Source organism: Kocuria sp. SM24M-10 (assembly GCF_001027955.1).
GTDB lineage: Bacteria > Actinomycetota > Actinomycetes > Actinomycetales > Micrococcaceae > Kocuria > Kocuria oceani.
The window spans coordinates 45,899-65,195 of the sequence record NZ_LDNX01000176.1 but is presented as its reverse complement, the minus strand read 5'-3'; the positions used below and the strand labels follow the sequence as shown (position 1 = coordinate 65,195).

At 72.0% G+C, this 19,297-nt stretch carries 16 protein-coding genes and 1 pseudogene; 6 read left to right on the top strand and 11 right to left on the bottom strand.

Features of this window, described 5'->3' with window-relative positions:
* A pseudogene (locus ABL57_RS20490) lies at nucleotides 1–985 on the top strand (hypothetical protein); the annotation flags it as partial.
* 146 nt (nucleotides 986–1,131) lie between these two features.
* Nucleotides 1,132–2,205, top strand: a complete 1,074-nt coding sequence (locus tag ABL57_RS20485; protein WP_047805327.1) for a low specificity L-threonine aldolase — start codon at nucleotides 1,132–1,134, stop codon at nucleotides 2,203–2,205.
* A gap of 120 nt (nucleotides 2,206–2,325) precedes the next feature.
* Here the strand turns inward: ABL57_RS20485 and ABL57_RS20480 are convergent, their stop codons facing one another.
* Nucleotides 2,326–2,949: a TetR/AcrR family transcriptional regulator gene (locus tag ABL57_RS20480; RefSeq protein WP_047805326.1), complete on the bottom strand. Its 624-nt coding sequence runs from the start codon at nucleotides 2,947–2,949 to the stop codon at nucleotides 2,326–2,328.
* Between the two features lie 106 nt (nucleotides 2,950–3,055).
* Here ABL57_RS20480 and ABL57_RS20475 point away from each other — a divergent pair, with 106 nt between their 5' ends.
* Entirely contained in the window at nucleotides 3,056–3,637 is a 582-nt protein-coding gene (locus ABL57_RS20475) for a dihydrofolate reductase family protein (protein ID WP_047805325.1), read from the top strand.
* Nucleotides 3,634–4,341, top strand: a complete 708-nt coding sequence (locus ABL57_RS20470) for a DUF899 family protein (protein WP_047805324.1) — start codon at nucleotides 3,634–3,636, stop codon at nucleotides 4,339–4,341. Before ABL57_RS20475 ends, ABL57_RS20470 begins: the two co-directional genes overlap by 4 nt.
* A 51-nt stretch (nucleotides 4,342–4,392) precedes the next feature.
* Here ABL57_RS20470 and ABL57_RS20465 read toward each other — a convergent pair whose 3' ends face one another.
* The 5 genes from ABL57_RS20465 to eat form a co-directional block, all read right to left on the bottom strand.
* The gene (locus ABL57_RS20465) at nucleotides 4,393–5,169 is read right to left on the bottom strand and encodes a 3-oxoacyl-ACP reductase (protein WP_047805323.1); all 777 of its coding nucleotides are present in this window, start codon (nucleotides 5,167–5,169) and stop codon (nucleotides 4,393–4,395) included.
* Between the two features lie 53 nt (nucleotides 5,170–5,222).
* On the bottom strand, nucleotides 5,223–6,584 hold the full coding sequence (locus tag ABL57_RS20460) for an aldehyde dehydrogenase (RefSeq protein WP_047805322.1): 1,362 nt from the start codon (nucleotides 6,582–6,584) through the stop codon (nucleotides 5,223–5,225).
* Nucleotides 6,581–7,378: a gamma-glutamyl-gamma-aminobutyrate hydrolase family protein gene (locus ABL57_RS20455; RefSeq protein ID WP_047805321.1), complete on the bottom strand. Its 798-nt coding sequence runs from the start codon at nucleotides 7,376–7,378 to the stop codon at nucleotides 6,581–6,583. The genes ABL57_RS20460 and ABL57_RS20455 overlap by 4 nt, the downstream gene beginning before the upstream one ends.
* Nucleotides 7,359–8,741, bottom strand: coding sequence for a glutamine synthetase family protein (locus ABL57_RS20450; RefSeq protein WP_047805320.1), 1,383 nt, complete (start codon nucleotides 8,739–8,741; stop codon nucleotides 7,359–7,361). The genes ABL57_RS20455 and ABL57_RS20450 overlap by 20 nt, the downstream gene beginning before the upstream one ends.
* Nucleotides 8,742–8,802: 61 nt before the next feature.
* On the bottom strand, nucleotides 8,803–10,233 hold the full coding sequence (eat, locus tag ABL57_RS20445; protein WP_047805319.1) for an ethanolamine permease: 1,431 nt from the start codon (nucleotides 10,231–10,233) through the stop codon (nucleotides 8,803–8,805).
* A 193-nt stretch (nucleotides 10,234–10,426) separates the two neighbouring features.
* On the opposite strand from eat, the gene ABL57_RS20440 reads away from it, so the two are divergent.
* Nucleotides 10,427–11,257, top strand: coding sequence for a FadR/GntR family transcriptional regulator (locus ABL57_RS20440; protein WP_238986147.1), 831 nt, complete (start codon nucleotides 10,427–10,429; stop codon nucleotides 11,255–11,257).
* A 6-nt stretch (nucleotides 11,258–11,263) separates the two neighbouring features.
* Here the strand turns inward: ABL57_RS20440 and ABL57_RS20435 are convergent, their stop codons facing one another.
* Nucleotides 11,264–11,851: a CGNR zinc finger domain-containing protein gene (locus ABL57_RS20435; RefSeq protein WP_082157621.1), complete on the bottom strand. Its 588-nt coding sequence runs from the start codon at nucleotides 11,849–11,851 to the stop codon at nucleotides 11,264–11,266.
* Between the two features lie 87 nt (nucleotides 11,852–11,938).
* Here ABL57_RS20435 and ABL57_RS20430 point away from each other — a divergent pair, with 87 nt between their 5' ends.
* Nucleotides 11,939–12,154 (top strand): hypothetical protein, encoded by a 216-nt coding sequence (locus ABL57_RS20430; RefSeq protein WP_047805318.1) that lies wholly within the window; start codon nucleotides 11,939–11,941, stop codon nucleotides 12,152–12,154.
* Between the two features lie 42 nt (nucleotides 12,155–12,196).
* Here ABL57_RS20430 and ABL57_RS20425 read toward each other — a convergent pair whose 3' ends face one another.
* The 4 genes from ABL57_RS20425 to ABL57_RS20960 form a co-directional block, all read right to left on the bottom strand.
* Entirely contained in the window at nucleotides 12,197–12,931 is a 735-nt protein-coding gene (locus ABL57_RS20425) for a GAF and ANTAR domain-containing protein (protein ID WP_047805317.1), read from the bottom strand.
* Nucleotides 12,932–13,192: 261 nt separating this feature from the next.
* Nucleotides 13,193–14,587, bottom strand: coding sequence for an OFA family MFS transporter (locus tag ABL57_RS20420; protein ID WP_047805316.1), 1,395 nt, complete (start codon nucleotides 14,585–14,587; stop codon nucleotides 13,193–13,195).
* Nucleotides 14,588–14,778: 191 nt separating this feature from the next.
* On the bottom strand, nucleotides 14,779–16,323 hold the full coding sequence (locus ABL57_RS23625; RefSeq protein WP_371212504.1) for an NPCBM/NEW2 domain-containing protein: 1,545 nt from the start codon (nucleotides 16,321–16,323) through the stop codon (nucleotides 14,779–14,781).
* Between the two features lie 209 nt (nucleotides 16,324–16,532).
* Nucleotides 16,533–18,941 carry a polysaccharide pyruvyl transferase family protein gene (locus tag ABL57_RS20960; RefSeq protein WP_053005232.1) on the bottom strand — a complete coding sequence of 803 codons (2,409 nt, stop codon included), beginning with the start codon at nucleotides 18,939–18,941 and terminating at the stop codon, nucleotides 16,533–16,535.
* Between the last annotated feature and the right edge of the window lie 356 nt (nucleotides 18,942–19,297).

Sequence of the window (19,297 nt, the reverse complement as noted above, 5' to 3'; positions counted from 1 at the left end):
CCCCGTGATCACCGCCCCTGTCACCGTCGAGGGCAACCCGATCACCCTCATCGGCGACCCCACCACCGGCACCGGCACGGGCACTGGCACTGGCACTGGCACTGGCACTGGCACTGGCACCGATCAGGGCACCGCACCGGACCGCACCGTCCCGGCGGAGGACAACGCCCCGGTGACCTCCGGGCAGGACGGCCTCGCCGGTGGCAACCAGATCGTCCCGGTGATCACCGCCCCCGTCACCCTCGAGGGCAACCCGATCACCCTCATCGGCGACCCCACCACCGGCACCGGCCAGAACAGCACCGGTCAGGACAGCGCCGGCGCACCGGCTCCGGACGCGGGCACGACCCCGGCCGACGAGGACGTCCCCGCCGGCCCCGGCACCCCGGGCGGCACCGCCGGCGCTGAGGAGCCCGCGGGGAACCCGGCCCACACCGGCACCGGGACCGGAGCCGGGACCGAGGGCGGCAGCGCGGGCGGAGCGCCCGAGGACGCCCCCGCCTCGGCCGGCGGTGATCCCGTCCCCGCCGGCCTCGTCCGCGCGCCCACCCCTCCGGCGGTCTCCGGCGCGGGCCGCACCGCCGCCCTCGGAGCTCAGGTCCAGACCGAGGTGCAGCCGACGCGCGGGAACGGCCCGGCTCCGGCCACGGGGTCCGCCCAGGAGCACGACTGCGTGACGCCCGCGGCGGCCGTCGACGGAGCCGCGACCGGCGTCGCCCCCGGTGTCGCCGCCGGTGTCGCCGCCGGCTCCGACGCCACCGGCACCAGCGCCGGCACCGAGGCGACGGCCTCCGCACACCCGGCGGAGCCCGCCGCCGGGCGTGCGGCACAGATGTGCGGCCCGGTGACGGTCTCCGCAGCGGCTCCTGCGGCCGCCACCACGGCCGCTGCAGGCCCGGGCCACTCCCTCGGGGCGGCGCTGCTCGCCCTGATCGTCGGTGCGGCGGTGCACCGCTGGGACCGCCGGCGCGCGACGCGGCGGTAGCTGTCCGCCGCGGCAGCCCCGGGGCGGGGTGCTGAGCACCTCGCCCCGGGGCACCGGGTGCCCGAGTCCTCGGCGCCGCTCCCGGGCGGCGCGAGTAGAGTGCGGAATCGGCCCTGCACGCCGTCGACCCACCGGAAAGGCCCACCGTGACCGAGACCGCCCTGACCCGCCTCCACGACCCCGCCCGCAAGGGATTCGCCAGCGACAACCACGCGGGGGTCCACCCCGAGGTGCTCCAGGCGCTGGCCACCGTCAACGGGGGCCACGTCGGCGCCTACGGCGCGGATCCGTACACGGAGGCGCTGCAGGACGTGGTCCGCCACCACTTCGGGGAGCAGGCGGAGTGCTTCCCGGTGTTCAACGGGACCGGGGCCAACGTCGTCGCGCTCTCGGCGATGACGGACCGCTGGGACGCGGTGATCTGCACGGCCACCGCCCACGCACACGTCGACGAGTGCGGGGCGCCGGAGAAGGTCGCCGGCGTGAAGATGCTCCCGGTGCCCACTCCTGACGGCAAGCTCACCCCCGAGCTGGTCGACCGGGAGGCCCACGGCTTCGGATTCGAGCACCACGCCCAGCCGCGCGTGGTCACGGTGACCCAGTCGACGGAGCTCGGCACGGTCTACACCCCCGAGCAGCTGCGCGCGGTGTGCGAGCACGCGCACGGGCTGGGCATGACCGTCCACCTCGACGGCGCCCGACTGGCCAACGCGGCCGCGGCGCTCGACCTGCCGCTGCGGGCGCTGACCACGGACGTGGGGGTGGACGTGGTCTCGTGGGGCGGGACCAAGAACGGGCTGATGGGGGCGGAGGCCGTCGTCGTGCTCACCCCCGAGGCGGTGCGCCAGCCCCGGTTCGTGCGCAAGCTCTCGACCCAGCTGGCCTCGAAGATGCGCTTCGTCTCCGCCCAGCTGCTGGCGCTGCACACCGGGGACCTCTGGCTCACCGCCGCCCGCCGGGCGAACGCCATGGCGCAGCGGCTGGCAGCCGGCCTCGCCGCGGTGCCCGGGGTCACGGTGACGCAGCTGCCCGACGCGAACGCGGTCTTCGCGGTGCTCCCGCCGGGCGCCACCGCACGGCTGCAGGAGCGCTGGCCGTTCTACGTGTGGAACGCGGCCACCGGGGAGGTCCGGCTGATGTGCTCGTGGGACACCACGGAGGAGGACGTCGACGGGTTCGTGGCGGCCCTGCGGGAGCAGACGGTCGGCGCCGGCCGCTGACCACGCGCGCCCCGGGCGCCCACGCCGGGGCGTGCTGTCCTGTCCCGGGCACCGTGGGGCCGCCCGGGCCGCCGGAGGAGCTCACGCGCCGGGGCGCGGCCCGGGACACTCCTGCACGGCTCAGACGATCCCGGAGATGATGTCGTCCACCACGCGCTCGGCCCACCGGTCGATCCGCTCCCGGTCCTGGCCGCGCAGGGGTCCGTGCACGACGAGCTCGGCGAATCCGTGCACGGCGCTCCAGCAGGCCCACTCGGCGCCGTCCCGGCGCTCGGGGGAGAGCGCGCCCGCCTCGACCATGCCGTCGAGCTCCTCCACGAGCAGCGCGAAGGGGGGCGGCAACCGGTCGTGGCTGTCGCGGAGCACGCCCTCCGGCGCCCCACCGGATCCGAAGAAGGCCGTCTCGAACCACCCCGGCTCGGCCACGGCGAAGGCGATGTAGCCGAGCCCCACCCCGCGCAGCCGGAGCCGTGCCCGGTCCCGGGGAGCGGCGTCCGCCGGGGCCGGCATCCGCGCTCGCATCTGCTCGGCCATCCGGTCCTGGATCTCCCCCGCGACTGCGGACAGGAGCGCCTTCCGGTCGGTGAAGTGCCGGTACGCGGCGTTCGGCGAGACCCCGACCTGCCGGGTGACGTCGCGCAGCGCCAGGGCCGTGGTCCCCTGCGCCCGCGTCGCGGCGAGACCGGCGTCGAGCAGCGCTCTGCGGAGGTCGCCGTGGTGGTAGGCATCCCGTGTGCGCGGCACCCTTGACCCTTCCCTCAGCCGGTGTGTACGGTGTGCACACTCTACTTGTTGACGGTGTCCACTTGGCGGGGGCGCACCGTCCGGGCACGGACGAAGGAGTCCCGGCATGCGGGCCCTGATCATCACCCAGAACACCACTCTCGACGGCGCGGTCGAGATGCTCGACGACTGGTTCGACCCCGCCGGAGAGCCGGACCCGGAGTACCTGGCCCTGACCCACCGCCAGGACCGGGCGGCCGATGCCTGTCTCCTGGGCCGGCGGACCTTCGAGGACTTCCGCGGCTACTGGCCGCTGCAGACCGACGACACGACGGGGATCACGGCCTATCTCGACCAGGTGCACAAGTACGTCGTGTCCTCGACCCTGACGGACCCGCAGTGGCAGAACTCGACGGTCCTCGCCGGCGACCCCGTCGAGCAGGTCAGGGCCCTCAAGAACCGGCCCGGCAAGGACATCGTGTGCACCGGCAGCATCACCCTGACCCACGCGCTGATCGAGGCCGGGCTCGTCGACGAGTACCGGCTCTTCGTCCACCCCGCCGTCCAGGGCCGCGGACGACGGCTGTTCCCGGACGGACACGTCATCCCGGAGCTCCGGCTGCTCGACGCCCGGTCGTTCGGCTCCGGTGTCACCTATGCCGCGTACCGGCCGGTCCCGGGCCGGCGGCCGGAGGAGGAACCGTCATGATCGGTGAAGGACGGCCCCGTGTGGTCGACGAGGACACCTGGCGACGAGAGCTGAACGCCCTGCGCGTCCGGGAGAAGGCCGCCACCCGGGAGCTGGACGCGATCGCGGCGCAGCGTCGCCGGCTGCCCATGGTCGAGCTGCCGGACCACACCCTGGAGGGCGCGGAGGGGCCGGTGCGGCTCGTCGACGTGTTCGGCGGACGGCGCCAGCTCATCACCTACCACCACATGTGGTTCCCCGGCGAGGCCTGGCAGTGCGGCGGCTGCACGGGCTTCACCTCGCAGTTCACCCGCCTGGACTTCCTCGACGACTACGACGCCCGGTTCGTGGTCGTCACCCAGGGGCCGATCGACGAGGCCCTCGCCTACCGCCGCCGCGTCGGCAACCGGATGGACTGGTACTCGACCGCCGACAGTCCCTTCGGCACCGACGTCGGAGCTCCTCCAGGAGGCGGCTTCGCCCTGAACGTGTTCTTCCGGGACGGCGACACCGTCTACCGCACGTGGCACAGCAGCGGCCGCGGCGTCGAACAGGTCAGCCACACCTTCCCCCTGATCGACCTGCTGCCCTGGGGACGCCAGGAGGAGTGGCAGGACTCCCCCAGCGGCTGGCCGCAGTCGCCCACCTACAGCAGGTGGCTCGAGTCCACGGACGTCGCCGCCCTCTACGGCCCGGGCGCGCAGGACGGTTCCGCCCCGGGGTAGGCCCGCCCGCGCCGCCGGACACGGCCCCACCGGACAGAGGACGCCACGACGTCACACGGGCGTCACGTAGGCCCCGGCGATCCCTCCGTCCACCAGGAACGTGGTGGCGTTGACGAAGGAGGCGTCGTCGCTGGCCAGGAACGCCACCGCCGCGGCGATCTCCGCCGGCTCCGCGAACCGCCCCGCCGGGACGTGCACGAGCCGGCGCTGCGCCTGCTCGGGGTCCGCGGCGAACAGCTCCTGCAGCAGGGGGGTGTTGACCGGGCCTGGGCACAGGGCGTTGACCCGGATGCCCTCCCGGGCGAACTGCACGCCCAGCTCCCGGCTCATCGACAGCACCCCGCCCTTGGAGGCGCTGTAGGAGATCTGGGAGGTCGCCGCCCCCATCACCGCCACGAAGGACGCGGTGTTGACGATCGAGCCGCGGCCCTGCTCCCGCATGTAGGGCAGGGCGTGCTTGCAGCAGTGGAACACGCTCGTGAGGTTGACCTCCTGCACCCTGCGCCACGCGTCGAGGCCGGTGTCGAGGACCGACCCGTCGTCCGTCGGGTTGATCCCGGCGTTGTTGAACGCGACGTCCACGGACCCGTAGGCCTCGTGCGTCGCCGCGTAGAGCGCGACCACGTCGTCCTCCTGCGTCACGTCGGTGCGCACGAACAGGCCACCGACCTCCGCCGCGGCCGCCTCCCCGGCTGCCGCGTTCAGATCCGCGACGACGACGTGGGCGCCCTCCGCGGCCAGACGGCGGGCCGCGGCGAGACCGATGCCGCTGGCGCCTCCGGTGATGACGGCGCTGCGGCCGACCAGACGGCGGGCGTTGACCTCCATGGGTTCTCCTTCGGTGGTGGGGGCGGGGCGGGGGGAGCCGGACGGACCGGTCCTCACGGCGTGGTGGCGAGGAAGACGTTCTTGGTCTCGGTGAACGCCTGGGGTGCGTCCGGGCCGAGCTCCCGGCCGAAGCCGGACTGCTTGAACCCGCCGAAGGGGGTCCAGTAGCGCACCGAGGCGTGCGAGTTGACCGACAGGTTGCCGGCCTCGACGGCGCGGGAGACCCGCAGCGCCCGCCCGACGTCGCGCGTCCAGATCGATCCGGACAGCCCGTACTCCGTGTCGTTGGCGATCCGGACCGCGTCCGCCTCGTCCTCGAAGGGCACCACGGCGATCACCGGCCCGAAGATCTCCTCCCGGAACACCCGGGACCCGGGCGCGGGAGTGAGCACGGTCGGCGGGAACCACCACCCGGGACCCTCCGGGGCGGTCCCGCGGAAGGCGACCGGCGCGTCGTCGTCGAGGTACGCGGCCACCGCGTCCCGGTGGGCGGCGGAGACCAGCGGCCCCATCCGCGTGTCCTCGGACCACGGGTTCCCGCACGTGAAGTCCCGCACGGCCGGTTCGAGCAGCTCCAGGAAACGGTCCAGCACGGTGCGCTGGACGAGCACGCGCGAGCGCGCGCAGCAGTCCTGGCCCGCGTTGTCGAGGGCCCCGGCGGGGGCGGTCGCGGCGGCCTGCTCGAGGTCGGCGTCGGCGAACACGATGTTGGAGTTCTTCCCGCCCAGCTCCAGGGTCAGGCGCTTGACCTGGTCCGCGCACCCGGCCATGATCCGCCGGCCGACCTCCGTGGAGCCGGTGAAGACGACCTTCCGGACGGCGGGGTGGGTCACGAACCGCTCCCCGACCACCGAGCCCTTGCCGGGCAGCACCGTGAGCACGCCCTCCGGGAGCCCGGCCTCGAGCGCGAGCTCCCCGAGCCGGACGGCGGTCAGCGGGGTGAGCTCCGCCGGCTTGAGCACCACCGTGTTGCCGGCGGCCAGCGCCGGGGCGAAGCCCCACCCGGCGATGGGCATGGGGAAGTTCCAGGGCACGATCACGCCCACGACCCCCAGCGGTTCGTGGAAGGTGAGGTTGACCCCGCCGGGCACCGGGATCTGCCGGCCGGAGAGCCGCTCCGGGGCTCCGGCGTAGTAGGCGAGCACGTCCCTGACGTTGCCGGCCTCCCACCGGGCGTTGCCGATGGTGTGCCCGGCGTTGCGCACCTCCAGGGCCGCGAGGTGCTCGAGGTCGGCGTCGACCGCGTCGGCGAAGCGGCGCAGCAGCCGGGCGCGGTCGCCCGGGGCCACGTCCCGCCAGGTCCGGAAGGCCCGGTGCGCCCGGTCGACGGCCGCGTCCGTCTCCTCGAGCGAGGTCAGCGCGACGGTGCCGATGACCTCCTCGGTGGTGGGGTCGATGATCTGCGTGCTGGTCATGGGGTGCAGGTGTCCTCTCGGTGCAGGGCCCCGGCGGGGCCGCCGGAGGGGGTGCGCCCGCGGGCGTGGTCGTGGGCCACCGCGACGAAGCCCTCGAACAGGCGGGGGTCCTTCCGGTTCTCCTCCGGGTGGAACTGGACGCCGAGGGCCCAGCCCCCCGCGGTGGTCTCGACGGCCTCGATCGTCCCGTCCGCGGCGCGGGCGGTGACGACCAGCCCCTCCGCGACCTCGTCCAGGGCCTGGTGGTGGTAGCAGGGGGACTCCGCCGCCGCGCCGAGCAGCTCCCGGCAGCGGCTGCCGGGCTCGGTGCGGAAGGCGACCTGCCCGTAGCGGCCGGGCTCGGGCTGGTACTGCTCCGCGTTCTCGTTGACGTCCGGCAGGTGCTGGATCAGCGTGCCGCCCAGCGCGACGTTGAGGATCTGGGCGCCGCGGCAGATCGCGAACAGCGGCAGCCCGCGCTCGAGCGCGGCCCGGGTCAGGGCGAGGTCGTGCTCGTCCCGGGAGGGCTGCGAGGAGGTCAGCTCGTGCCGCTCGGCGCCGTAGAACCGCGGGTCCACGTCGACGCCGCCGATCACGATCAGCCCGTCCACGAGCCCCAGCACCTCCGGGTCCGTGCCGACCGGGGGCAGCAGCAGGGGCGTCCCGCCGGCGGCGGCGACGGCCTCCACGTAGGCGCCCGGGACGATCGCGGCCACCGAGTTCCAGACCCCCCACGACCCCTCCTGGTAGTAGGTGGTCAGGGCGATCCGGGGACGGTACCCCGCGCGGAACGGCTCAGAGGCGCTCGAAGCCACGGCGCAGCTCCCAGTCGGTGACGGCGGACTCGAAGGCGTCCAGCTCCACGTCCGCGTAGTGCACGTAGTGCTCGACGACGTCCTCGCCGAACAGCTCGCGCGCGAGCTGTGAGCCGGCCAGCAGGTCCCGGGCCTCGCGCATGGTGGAGGGCACCACGGGGGCGTCGGACTCGTAGGCGTTGCCCTCGGTCATCGGCTCCAGCTCGAGCTCCTGCTCGATGCCGTGCAGCCCGGAGGCCAGCATCGCGGCCAGCGCCAGGTAGGGGTTGACGTCCCCGCCGGGCACCCGGTTCTCCATCCGGGCGCCCGCTCCGCTGCCGACGAGGCGCACGGCGCAGGAGCGGTTGTCGATGCCCCAGGCCACCGAGGTGGGGGCGAAGCTGCCCTTGGCGAAGCGCTTGTAGGAGTTGATGGTGGGCGCGTAGAACAGCGCGAACTCCCGCATGGTGCGCAGCACCCCGGCGATGAACCGGTCGTAGGTGGCGCTGCGCGCACGGCGTTCCTCGTCCCAGAAGACGAGTTCCCCGTCGGTGCCGCGCAGGGACATGTGGATGTGGCAGGAGCTGCCCTCGCGCTCGTTGGGCTTGGCCATGAAGGTGATGGACTTCCCCTGCTGGTGGGCGATCTGCTTCGAGGCGAGCTTGTAGACCACGTGGTTGTCCGCGGTGACCATGCCGTCGTCGTAGCGGAAGGCGATCTCGTGCTGGCCGAGGTTGCACTCGCCCTTGGCCGACTCCACCGTCATGCCGGCCGCGTACATCGCGTTGCGGATCTCCCGGAGCAGGGGCTCGACGCGCTGGGAGCCGAGCACGGAGTAGTCCACGTTGTACTGGTTGGCCGGCACCAGCCGCTGGTAGTTGGAGGCCCACGCGTCCTCGTAGGTCGTGTCGTAGACGCAGAACTCCAGTTCGGTGCCGGTGACCATCCGGAAGCCCATGTCCCGGGCGCGGTCGAGCTGGCGGCGCAGCATGGCCCGCGGGGACATGGGGATCGGCCGGCCGTCGTGGCCGGTGAGATCGCACTGGATCATCACCTGCCCCGGGTTGTGGGGCATCAGCCGGATGGTGTCCAGGTCCATGTCGAACTCCATGTCCCCGTAGCCGGAGGACCAGCTGCTGATCGAGTAGCCGCCCACCGTGTTCATCTCCGTGTCCACCGCGAGCAGGTAGTTGCAGCCCTCGGCGCCCTCGCCCAGCACGGAGTCCAGGAAGAACTGCGCGTGGTTGAGCTTGCCCTGCAGCCGGCCCTGCATGTCGGTGAAGGCGAGCACCACGGTGTCCACCAGCCCGTCGGCGACGTGCCGGCGCAGCTGCTCGACGGTGAGCATCCTGGCGTTGCGGGGGTGCTGGGGCGTCTCGGTCATGGGTCCGGTCCTTCGTCGCTGGAGGGGTGGGAGGGTGCGCGGCGGTGCCGCGCCCGGGTGGTCAGTGCAGGTCGGCCTCGGCGGTGCGGATCTGCGCGAACTCCTCCTCGGGGGCGTGGCCCACGAGGTGGTGCCGGCTGTAGAACCAGTAGTAGGCGAGGAAGACCACGAACACGAGGGCGGTGATGGAGGCCGCGACCACGTCGACCAGGAAGGTGGCGACCACCGCCACGAGGGCCAGCACCAGGGCGATGCCGGTGGTGACCGTGCCGCCCGGGGTGCGGTAGCCGCGCGGGAGGTCGGGTTCGCGCACCCGCAGCACGATGTGGGAGAGGTTGAGCAGCACGTAGGAGACGGTGGCGCCGAACACCGCGATGTTGATGAGCAGCCCGCCGTCGCCGGTCGCGGCCGCGAGCACGAAGCCGATGGTGCCCGGCACGATGAGCGCCACCCAGGGGGTCTTGCGCTTGCCGGTCAGCGAGAGCCAGCGGGGCAGGTAGCCGGCCCGGGAGAGGGCGAACAGCTGCCGGGAGTAGGCGAACATGATGGAGAAGAAGCTCGCCACCAGCCCGGCGAGGCCGGCGTAGTTGACGATGTTCGCCATCACGCTGTCCTGCCCGGCGACCGTGCGGATCGCCTCCGGCAGCGGGTTGTCCGAGGTGCTCATCGCCTCCGCGCCAGCAGCGCCGGGCACCAGGACGAGCATCAGCGCCCCCGAGACCAGCAGGAAGGCCATGGCCACGATGATCCCGCGCGGCATGTCCCGGCGGGGGTCGGCGGTCTCCTCGGCGGCCAGCGGCACGCCCTCGATCGCGAGGAAGAACCAGATGCCGTAGACGAGCGCCGCCATCGCCCCGGCCCAGCCCATGGGCAGGAACGCGCTCGCCCCCACCGCGTCGTCCGGGACGATGTCGAAGAGGTTCGCGGTGTCGAAGTGCGGTACGAGCGCGACGACGGTCACCCCGAGCGCGAGGACCGCGATCACCGTGATGCCGAACATCAGCTTGAGCGCCTCGCCGACCCCGTACATGTGGATGCCCATGAACACGAGGTAGGTGACCAGGTAGACGGGCCAGGAGTTGGTGATCCCGAACAGGCCGAGGGCCTCGATGTAGCCGCCGATGAAGGTCGCGATCGCCGCCGGGGCCACGGCGTACTCGATGAGCACGGCCATCCCGGTGGCGAAGCCGCCCAGCGGGCCGAGGGCGCGGCGGGCGAAGCCGTAGCCGGCGCCCGCCGTGGGCAGCGTGGAGGAGAGCTCGGCGAGGCCGAACACCATGCAGGTGTACATCAGGCCCATGAGCACGAAGGCGATCAGCAGCCCGCCCCACCCGCCCTGGGACAGCCCGATGTTCCAGCCGGAGAAGTCCCCGGAGATGACGTAGGCGATGCCCAGGCCCGCCAGCAGGACCCAGCCCGCCGCCCCGGACCGGAGCTGGCGGTGCTGGAAGTACTCGTCGGTGCGCGTCGGCTGTGCTGGGGAGTCGGGCATGGGACGATCCCTCCGGATTCCGCAAAGGTCTGAAAACAGACATATGGCGTCGGTGCTGACAGTCTGTGGGGTCGACCGGGGGCCGTCAAGACCCTGCGGGCCGCGACCGCCCGCCGCCGGGGGCCAGGCACCGGCCGGCCGGCGCGGCCGTGGCACGATGGGCGCAGGACCGAGCGCGAGGAGGTGCACGACCGTGAGCGACCCCGTCCAGCACCCGCTGATCCGGCCCGTCCGGCAGGGCAACGCCTTCGAGGAGGCCGTCGAGCGGATTCTGGACTCGATCCGCCTCGGCCTGTTCCGCCGGGGCGAGCGGCTCCCGCCGGAGCGGGAGACGGCGGCCCTGCTGGGCATCTCGCGCGCCACGCTGCGGGAGGCCCTGCGCGAGCTCCAGGCGGCGGGCGTGCTCGAGGTGGTGCGCGGCCGGTACGGGGGGACCTTCGTCACCGGGCGGACCGCCCTGCCGGACGAGGACCTCCCCCGCGTGGACCCCGCGGAGGTCGAGGACGTGATCGTCTTCCGCGCCGTGGTGGAGCCCGCGGCGGCCGAGCTCGCCGCCCGGGCCGCGCTGAGCGCTGCGGCACGCAGCCATCTGCGGGCCTGCCTCCGTCAGGTCGAGGAGAGCCCCCCGGAGGACTACCGCCCCGCCGACGCGCGGTTCCACATCGCCGTGGCCGAGCTCGGCGGCTGCCCCAGCCTGGTCCGGGCGGTCGCGGAGGTCCGCTCGCGGGCGAGCGACCTGCTGGACCGCATCCCGGTGCTGCCGGTCAACCTGGAGCACTCCGACCGCCAGCACCGCGAGATCGCGGACGCCGTCCTCACCGGCGACGCGCCCGCCGCCCGGGCCGCGGCCCTGGCCCACCTGGAGGGCACCGCGGCGCTGCTGCGGGGCTTCCTCGGCCACGGAGCCGGGGAAGCCGCCTCGGCCCGGGGCGAGGCCGGGGACCGGGGCGGCGCCGAGGCCGGCACGCGGCCCGAGGACGCGGACGGCGGTCCGACCGAGGGGCGGGGCGGCGCCGGGGCCTGAGCCGCCTCAGCCGCCGGCGTCGGACATCCCGCCGCCCTGCTCCGTGCCCTCGGCCCGGCGCCGGCGGTAGGCCGTCATGTTGGTGCGGTTGGCGCAGCGCTGGCTGCAGAAGCGCTTGGAGCGGTTGCGGGAGAGGTCCAGGAGCACCCCTTCGCAGTCCTCGGCCTCGCACACCCGCAGCCGGTCGGTCTCGCCCGAGCGGATCACGTCCACCAGGGCGAAGGCCGACTCCAGGCGCAGCCGGGTGGCCAGGGGCGCGTGGGACGGAGAGGCGTGCAGGTGCCAGTCCTTGCCGTCGTGCCGCGCGAGCTGCGGGGCGACGTCGTCGGTGTCCAGGACGGCGTTGACCGCCGCCACCATGGCGTCCCGCTCCAGGGCCCAGATGCGGCGCAGGTCGTGCCGCACCCCCAGCACGTCGGACAGCTCCTGCTCGTCGCGGTCGAAGCGCCCGGACCAGCCGTGCTCCGCGAGGAGGAACCGCAGCTGCTCGGTGTCCACCAGTTCCTCCTCCCCGGAGCGGGAGGCGCCGGGGGCGGTGTTGAGCAGCGCCACGTCGAACTCGAGGACGTCCTCGGTGTCATAGGCAAAATGCACTTGACTACTTATCCTTTCCAGGCCTAGCGTGAGTGGCGTAGTGATTTTAGACCATTACGCGACATCGGTCGCGAGAAGGAGCCCCTCATGGCCGGCGGAGTCTACATCCTGGTGCTGCTCGTCCTCCTCGCCACCGTGGGGAGACTGTCCGTGCCGCGGCGGGAGCGCACGGCGCTGCGCACCTGGACGCTGCGGGACGTGTACTACAACGTCCGGCGCGGGCTGGCCGTGCTCGGCGCTCACGGGCCGTCCTACCCGGCCCTGCACGAGGCCGCCCGGCCGGCGGCGCAGCGGCGGAGCTGATCCCGCGGCGGGCGGCGAGGGCACGGCACCCCGCAGGGTCGCTCAGCCGTCGAAGTGGGTGCTGGTCGGCCCCTGGGACACGGTGGCGACCAGATCGGCGGCCAGGTTGCGCAGCTTCACGTTGCGGTGGCTGGAGGCGGCCCGGAGGATCTGCACGGCCCGCTCCTGGCTGCAGCGGTTCTGGGCCATCACGATGCCCACGGCCAGGTCGATGGTGGTGCGGGACTCCATCGCAGCCCGCAGGTCGGTCTCGGTGTCGCGGTGGCGGGCCAGGCGCACGGCCAGCGCCAGCGACGCCGACACCGAGGCCACCTGGCGAGTGACGACCTCGATGGTGGCCGCGTCGAAGGTCCCGGGCCGCTCGGCGTAGACGTTCAGCCCGGCGGCCGCCTCTCCCCCGAGCTCCAGGGGCACGCCCAGGGCGGCGCCGATCCCGGCCGCGGCCGCGGCCTTCCCGTAGTCCGGCCAGCGGGTGTCCGCGCTGGTGTCCTCCACGTGCACCACCCGGTGCTCGCGGGCGGCGGCCAGACACGGCCCGTCGCCGTAGTGGTACTGGATCTCGTCCAGGGCCTCGGCCCGCGGGCTGGAGGAGGCCACCGTGGCCGAGCGCCGCGGCCGCAGCAGCGCCACCGCGCACCACACCTCGTCCCCGTCGGTGGACAGGGCCTGGGCCATGGTCGCGGTGAACTCGTCGAGGAACGCGGTGATGTCCTCGGACTCCAGCAGCAGCTCCTGCAACTGGGCCACCGGCACCCCGCTCGGGTCGTGCTCGGTCATGGGGTCCCCTTGTCGTCGGTACGGGTGCCGGATCGGCGGCCGCCCCGGAGGTCCGTGGCGGTCTGGCTCCATCGTGCCAGGAATCCGGGCCGGTGCGGACGGCCGGCGGGTGCGCCCGCGGCGGGGCGCACCCGCCGGCCGGGACCCTGCGCGGCGGATCAGACGAAGAGGGCGGTGACCTTGAGGGCGGTCTGGGTGATCCCGTAGAGCAGCGGGACCCCGACGAGGACCCAGCCGAGTGCCAGTCGTGCACGGCTCATGTCATGCCTCCTTCGCGAGGATCTTGGTGTCGGACGGGGCGGTGTCGGGCTCGTGGTAGCGGGCGTCCACGGGCTTGACCAGGAGGTTGGCGACGAAGCCCACGACGAGCAGTCCGACCATGGTCAGCAGCGCGGGCTGGTAGGCCTGCGCGGTGAGCTCCCCGGGGGTGCCCTGGGCGTCGAGGAACGCGTTCACGATGAGGGGCCCGGCGACGCCGGCGGCGGACCAGGCCGTGAGCAGCCGGCCGTGGATGGCCCCGACCTGGAACGTCCCGAAGAGGTCCCGCAGATAGGCCGGCACCGTGGCGAAGCCGCCGCCGTAGAAGGAGATGATGACGAAGGCCAGCAGCACGAACAGGAGCGTGGAGCTCGACCCGAACAGGGCCAGCACGGTGTAGAGGACCGCCCCCACGCCCAGGTAGATCATGTAGATGCGCTTGCGCCCCAGGACGTCCGAGGTCGTCGACCACACGAAGCGCCCGCCCATGTTGCCGATGGACAGCAGCCCGACGAACCCGCCGGCCACCCCGGCGGTCACGAGGGACGCGCCGTCCGCCTGGCGGAAGAAGTCCTGGATCATGGGGGCGGCCTGCTCGAGGATGCCGATGCCGGCCGTGACGTTGCAGAACAGCACGATCCACACCAGCCAGAACTGCCGGGTCCGGATCGCGTTGTTCGCGGAGACGTGGTTCTTGGTGACGAGCGCCTTCGTCTCGACCGTGGACGGGTCGAAGCCCTCGGGCTTCCAGCCGTCGGCGGGGACCTTGATGGTGAACGCCCCGAAGAGCATGTAGGCGAGGTAGACGACGGCGAGGGTCAGGAAAAGCTTGCCCACGGCGTCGCCGCTCGCGACCCACCCCTGACCGCCGGACTCCGGGTCGTAGGCGTTGAGCAGCGCCGCGGAGAGCGGGCTGGCGATCAGCGCGCCGCCGCCGAAGCCCATGATCGCCATGCCCGTGGCCAGTCCCGGGCGGTCCGGGAACCACTTGATCAGCGTGGAGACCGGAGAGATGTAGCCGATGCCCAGGCCGATCCCGCCGATCACGCCGTAGCCGAGATAGACCAGCCACAGCTGCTCGGTGAAGATCCCGGCCGCACCCACCAGGAACCCGCCGGACCACAGCAGGGCGGCGGTGAACATCGCCTTGCGGGGCCCGTTGGTGTCCACCCACGTACCGAAGACGGCCGCGGACAGGCCCAGCATGACGATCGCGATGGAGAAGATGATGCCGATCTCCGTGAGGCTCGCGTCGAAGTGCTCCACCAGCGCGGTCTTGTACACGCTCGTGGCGTAGGCCTGGCCGATGCACAGGTGCACCGCCAGGGCGGCCGGAGGTATGAGCCAGCGGTTGAAGCCCGGGGGTGCCACCGTGTGCTCTCGATCCAGCCAGCCCATAACCCCACTCCTCGTGTCGACGTCCGGCAGGCGCGGGCCGGATCGATGCCGCCTGGGCCCGCGTCCCTGTGCCAGTGTGAAGCATGGCACAGCCTGCTGATCATCGGAAGGGACGCGCCGTCCGGCCCCATGGAGAGGGCGGCGCGTCCCGTGCACGGCCCTGCACGTCGCCGTGGGACGCTGCTCCGCGGTCAGGGAGTGAGGCGCGGATCGCCGATCACGAGCACGGAGTCCCCGGCGCCACCCCCGGTGCGGGTCACCTCGATCTTCAGGCGCAGGCCGTTCTGCACGTCCACGGAGAAGTCCGTGGCGGCACCAGCCGTGACAGTCGTGGTGAACTTCTCCGTGCCGTCCACGAAGAACTTCACCGCGTACTCCGCCGAGGAATCTTCGGTGAGCTCGTCGTCGAGTCCCAGATGGCCGCTGAAGGTCGTGTAGTCGCGGCTCAGGTTGTACTCGGTGGAGGAGGTGGAGTTCTCCGCGGTCATCGCGCGGGTGATCGAGTTCGGGTAGGCGGTCCCGCCGATCGTCGCGCCCCCGGCGTAGAACATGTCGTCCACCACGGCCTGGAGCTCGGCGAGGTAGCCGGCCGAGGGCGCCTCCTCGACCGCGGCCGTGGGCAGAGGCTGCGCCCCGATGACGAGGCGGACACTGCCCAGGACGCCGGCCGAGGACTGCTCGCCACCCTGCAGACGGGTCACCTTGATCTCCAGGGTCCTCACCCCCGTGACCGGCACATCGACGGGAGCCGTCGCGCCGAAGGCGACCTCCTGGGCGCTGAGCAGCTCGCCATCGCCGAAGACCTCGTACCGGAAAGTGCCCTGGGTGCTGAGACTCATGTCGCTGACACCCAGCACGGCCTGGAACCGGTCGTACTTGGCCGCCAGGTCGTAGGAGACGGCCTGGGGGACGTCGTCGTTGAGCACAGTGGTCATGACGGAGTTCGGGTAGGTGGAGCCGTCGACCCCGGCGTCCCCCCACGGAACGAAGTGCTCGGTCTCGACCAACGGCGTGAGCTCCGTCAGGTACGCCGGCATCCCGTCGGCCGGGACAGCGTACCGATACAGGAACGCAGCCATGGCGTCGCGCGCGATCGGCTGCAGCGGCCGGAAGGTGCGGATCGTGTCCGACTCCGTCCAGCCAGTGGTGATGCCCATGGACTCCAGCCAGTGGATCTCCTTGTAGAACTGCTGGCCGGGAACGATGTCGATGAATTCGGACTCGGCAGGGGCGGTGTGCTCGGGCTCACCCGCGTAGCGGTACATGAAGGCGGCGATCGCGTCGCGGTTGATCGACTGCAGCGGCCGGAACGTTCCGTCCTCGTAGCCGGTGGTGATGCCCCGGTCGTGCGCCCAGGTGATCTCCTTGTAGAACTGGTTGGTCGTGGGCACGTCCTCGAACGGAGACTCGGCCGGTGCTTGGAAGTCCGGCTGGCCGGCCAGTCGGTACAGGAACGCAGCCATCGCGTCACGATTGACCGGCGACAGCGGCCGGAAGGTGCCGTCGGGCCAACCCGTGGTGATGCCCCGGTCGGCCAGCCACTGGATCTGGGTCCGGTACTGGTTGTTCGCGACGTCGCTGAGCTGCACCGCGCTCGCGACCGAGACCATCGACTGCGACAGGGCCGCGGGTGGCTGGGGGACCGCCTGGGCGGGCGCGAATCCGCCCAGCATGGTGACTGCCACCGCTCCCGCAGCGACCTTGACGGCCATGGACGTTCGGCATTGCTGGTACATGAGACTCCCCCGATGTGTTGAACGTTGTCGGCGAGCGCGGACCCCGATCCGCTCCGCCCACGGCCTGCAGCCAAGGCCGACAACAACCATGCATATGTTTGCAATAGTGATGATCTCATCGGAATATCGCGCGTTTGAGAACCCCCACATGTGGGGACACCGGCGCGCGACCGGGGGCACGGGAGGCGATGCCCCTCCGGCGGTCCAGCTCAACGGCGGACGAGCCTGCGCCATTTCCGTTTGAGATAGCCGAAGAAACTGTTGTCCGCGACCACGTTCTCCAGCACCGCGATCCGCTCGTTCTGGTGACGCACCAGATCGAGCAGCTCCCGGGCGAGTTCCTCGGAACGGTCCATCCTGTGATGCAGGCTCACCGCCTCCCTTTCCACCGCCTTGGTGAGGTACAGGGGCAGGCCGATGCCGTTCTCGTCCACCCACTGCTGGAAATGGCGCTCGCGCACCTGGAGGTCGTAGGTGTGGTGAGCGTGGGAGGGATCGAAGACCGAGTTGCGCAGAGGGCCTGTCTGGCCGGGACGCTGGTTCCAGATCGCCAGCGGACGCCCGTCGAGGAAGCCGATGGTGAACGTCTGCACGAACCGGAGATGAAACTCCCAGTCGCCCACGACCGGCAAGGACTCGTCGTAGTCTCCGAGCACTCCGTGCACGGCACGTCGATAGAGGAAGGAGATGGGCACTCCACGGTTCGCCTTCATGAGGTCGACCAGGGTGATCGATCGGAGGTCGGGTTCGAGGATCTCGCGTCCTCGCTCGATGACAGAATCCCCTTCGACCTCTTCGTAGACGATCACGGTCCGCACCATCACCCCGTCGTCGGTGGTACGAGGGTCCTCGAGGTGCGCCACTGTGCGCTGGAGGAAGGTGGGATGCCACTGGTCGTCGTCATCATGGACGACCACGAATTCGGAGTCCAGGGCTCGCAGGCCCCGATTGGTGGCTGCCTCCATGCCCACCGAGCGCCGGTGGTGCAGCACGGTGGCGCGGCCGGCGAAGGCGTCGGCGCGCCGGGCGATGAGTTCGTCCACCGGCCCGGGCGCCCCACCGTCGTTGACCACCACGAGCCGCCAGTCGGTGAACGTCTGCAGCAGAACGTCGTCGAGCGCGCGACGCAGTAGGACGGAGCGGTCCTTGGTGCGCATCACGATCGCCACCGCGGGCCGTTCGGAGGGCACCTGCGGCGTCGTGTACCGGTGGCGCAGGGCGGCCGGCAGTTGCGCGCCGACGCCCCGAGGCGGCGCACTCACCGCGGTGGGCAGGTTGTTCGGGCGGCCGCCGCCGAGGACGTCCACAACGGCGTCCCACCACTGCCCGTACTGGGACCGGACGTGCGGCACTGTCTCAGTCAGCGCCAGATGGACGGCCTCGCGTCGCTCGACGGCCTCTGCGGCCCACTGCTGCACCGCGGCGTGGGTGTCCCAAGCGTTGTCACCGGGAGTCAGGAGAGCAGCCAGCGGGACGGCTTGCTCAGCGAACCCCCAGTTATCCAGTGCCCCTTGCATACGAACATCGGCATATGTGTCCACGGCGACCGGGAGCACCGTAGCGCCCCCGGTCAGGCCGAAGACGACAGGGTGGTAGCGGGAGGTGACGACATAGTCGGCCGAGGCGGTCAGCTCGGCGGTGCGCCGGGCGGAGTCGATCGTCTGCAGCTCCGCGCCACTGGTCATGAGCCCGGCCACCTGCGCGTGGAAAGCCTCGTCGCCGTCGCCCTGGCCCGGGTGCGCCATGTGGGGCAGGAAGGAGACTGTCGCTCCAGTGCGGCGCACGAGCGCATCGAGCAGAGCCGCGTACGCGGCGGCCGCCTCCTCCGGCTCGAATGGACCGCTGCCCGGGGCGAAGGTCGCAACGATGCGAGGTCGACCGGACTTCTCGGACCCTTCGGCCTCCACGGCGAGAATCTTCCGGGGCCCTCCATCAGGGCCGGGCGCGTCGATCTGGACGGAGGAGCGCGCTCCTGCTTCGGCATCGTCGCCGGATGGCCTGCCGACGGGGCCCTCCGCGATGAAAGTGGCATCGTCGTAGCCGCCGTGGAGTGCAGGGTGGTCAGGACACAGCCGCCGGGCGAGCGCCAGGGAGCGGGACTCCCTCAGGCCCACCAGGGCGGAGGCCTCCAGCAGCTCTTTGAGCACAGGGGTGTCGGCGTCCGACAGGACCGGGCCCAGCGTTTGCCCGCTCACCACCACGCGCTTGCCCAGCGCGGAGGCGATCCTGACGATGGCAGCCCTCTCGTAGAGCAGCCATCCGTAGGTCGAGTTGAGATTGCCCCCTCCCGCCACGAGCAAGGCGTCGACATCCCGTAGTTGCTCCAGGAGGGCGTGGACCGGATCCTCAGGCGGCAGTGCTGCGGTATTCCCGGCTATCACGGCCAGAACCCGTTGCAGGTGACGCCTCCTTTCCGCCGGCTGCCACGGGAACTCCAAGGTCCTGGCCGTGGCGATGCCGGCACCGAAGAAGTGCCGGGTGTGCTCCTCGTCCCGCGTCAGCAACAGCACGTCAGTGACACCGCGCACCTGCAGCTCCGCGACGGCCGCGTGCGCCATCGCCTCGTCGCCGACGTGGTAGCTCGGCTGGCCGATGTCATTCAGTACCGCTACGCGCATGCTGGCTCACTCTTTCCTCGGGGATGGCGGGTGCCATTGTCCCAAACTTCGCCGCGGCTGCTCGTGCACGCCCCCCGGTAGTGGATGGGGCGTACGGAGTTGCAGGTCCGCACGGATAGCCCTTGCCCGTGCGCAAGTCGGTCCGCCATCGTGGAGGGGAACAGTCCACAGCCTCCGCCGAGGGTGATTCGCCGCGAGCATGCCGCATCGAACGGTCCCCGCTTCGCAACGTCATGTATGCATCCGTCGACATACAGTGGGCCGGGCGGAACCGACCTCCGAGCACGATCCGCCCGCCGGGACGAGCCGGCCACCCTCGGCTCCGGAGGCCCCGCCCACCATTGCGCGGAAGACGT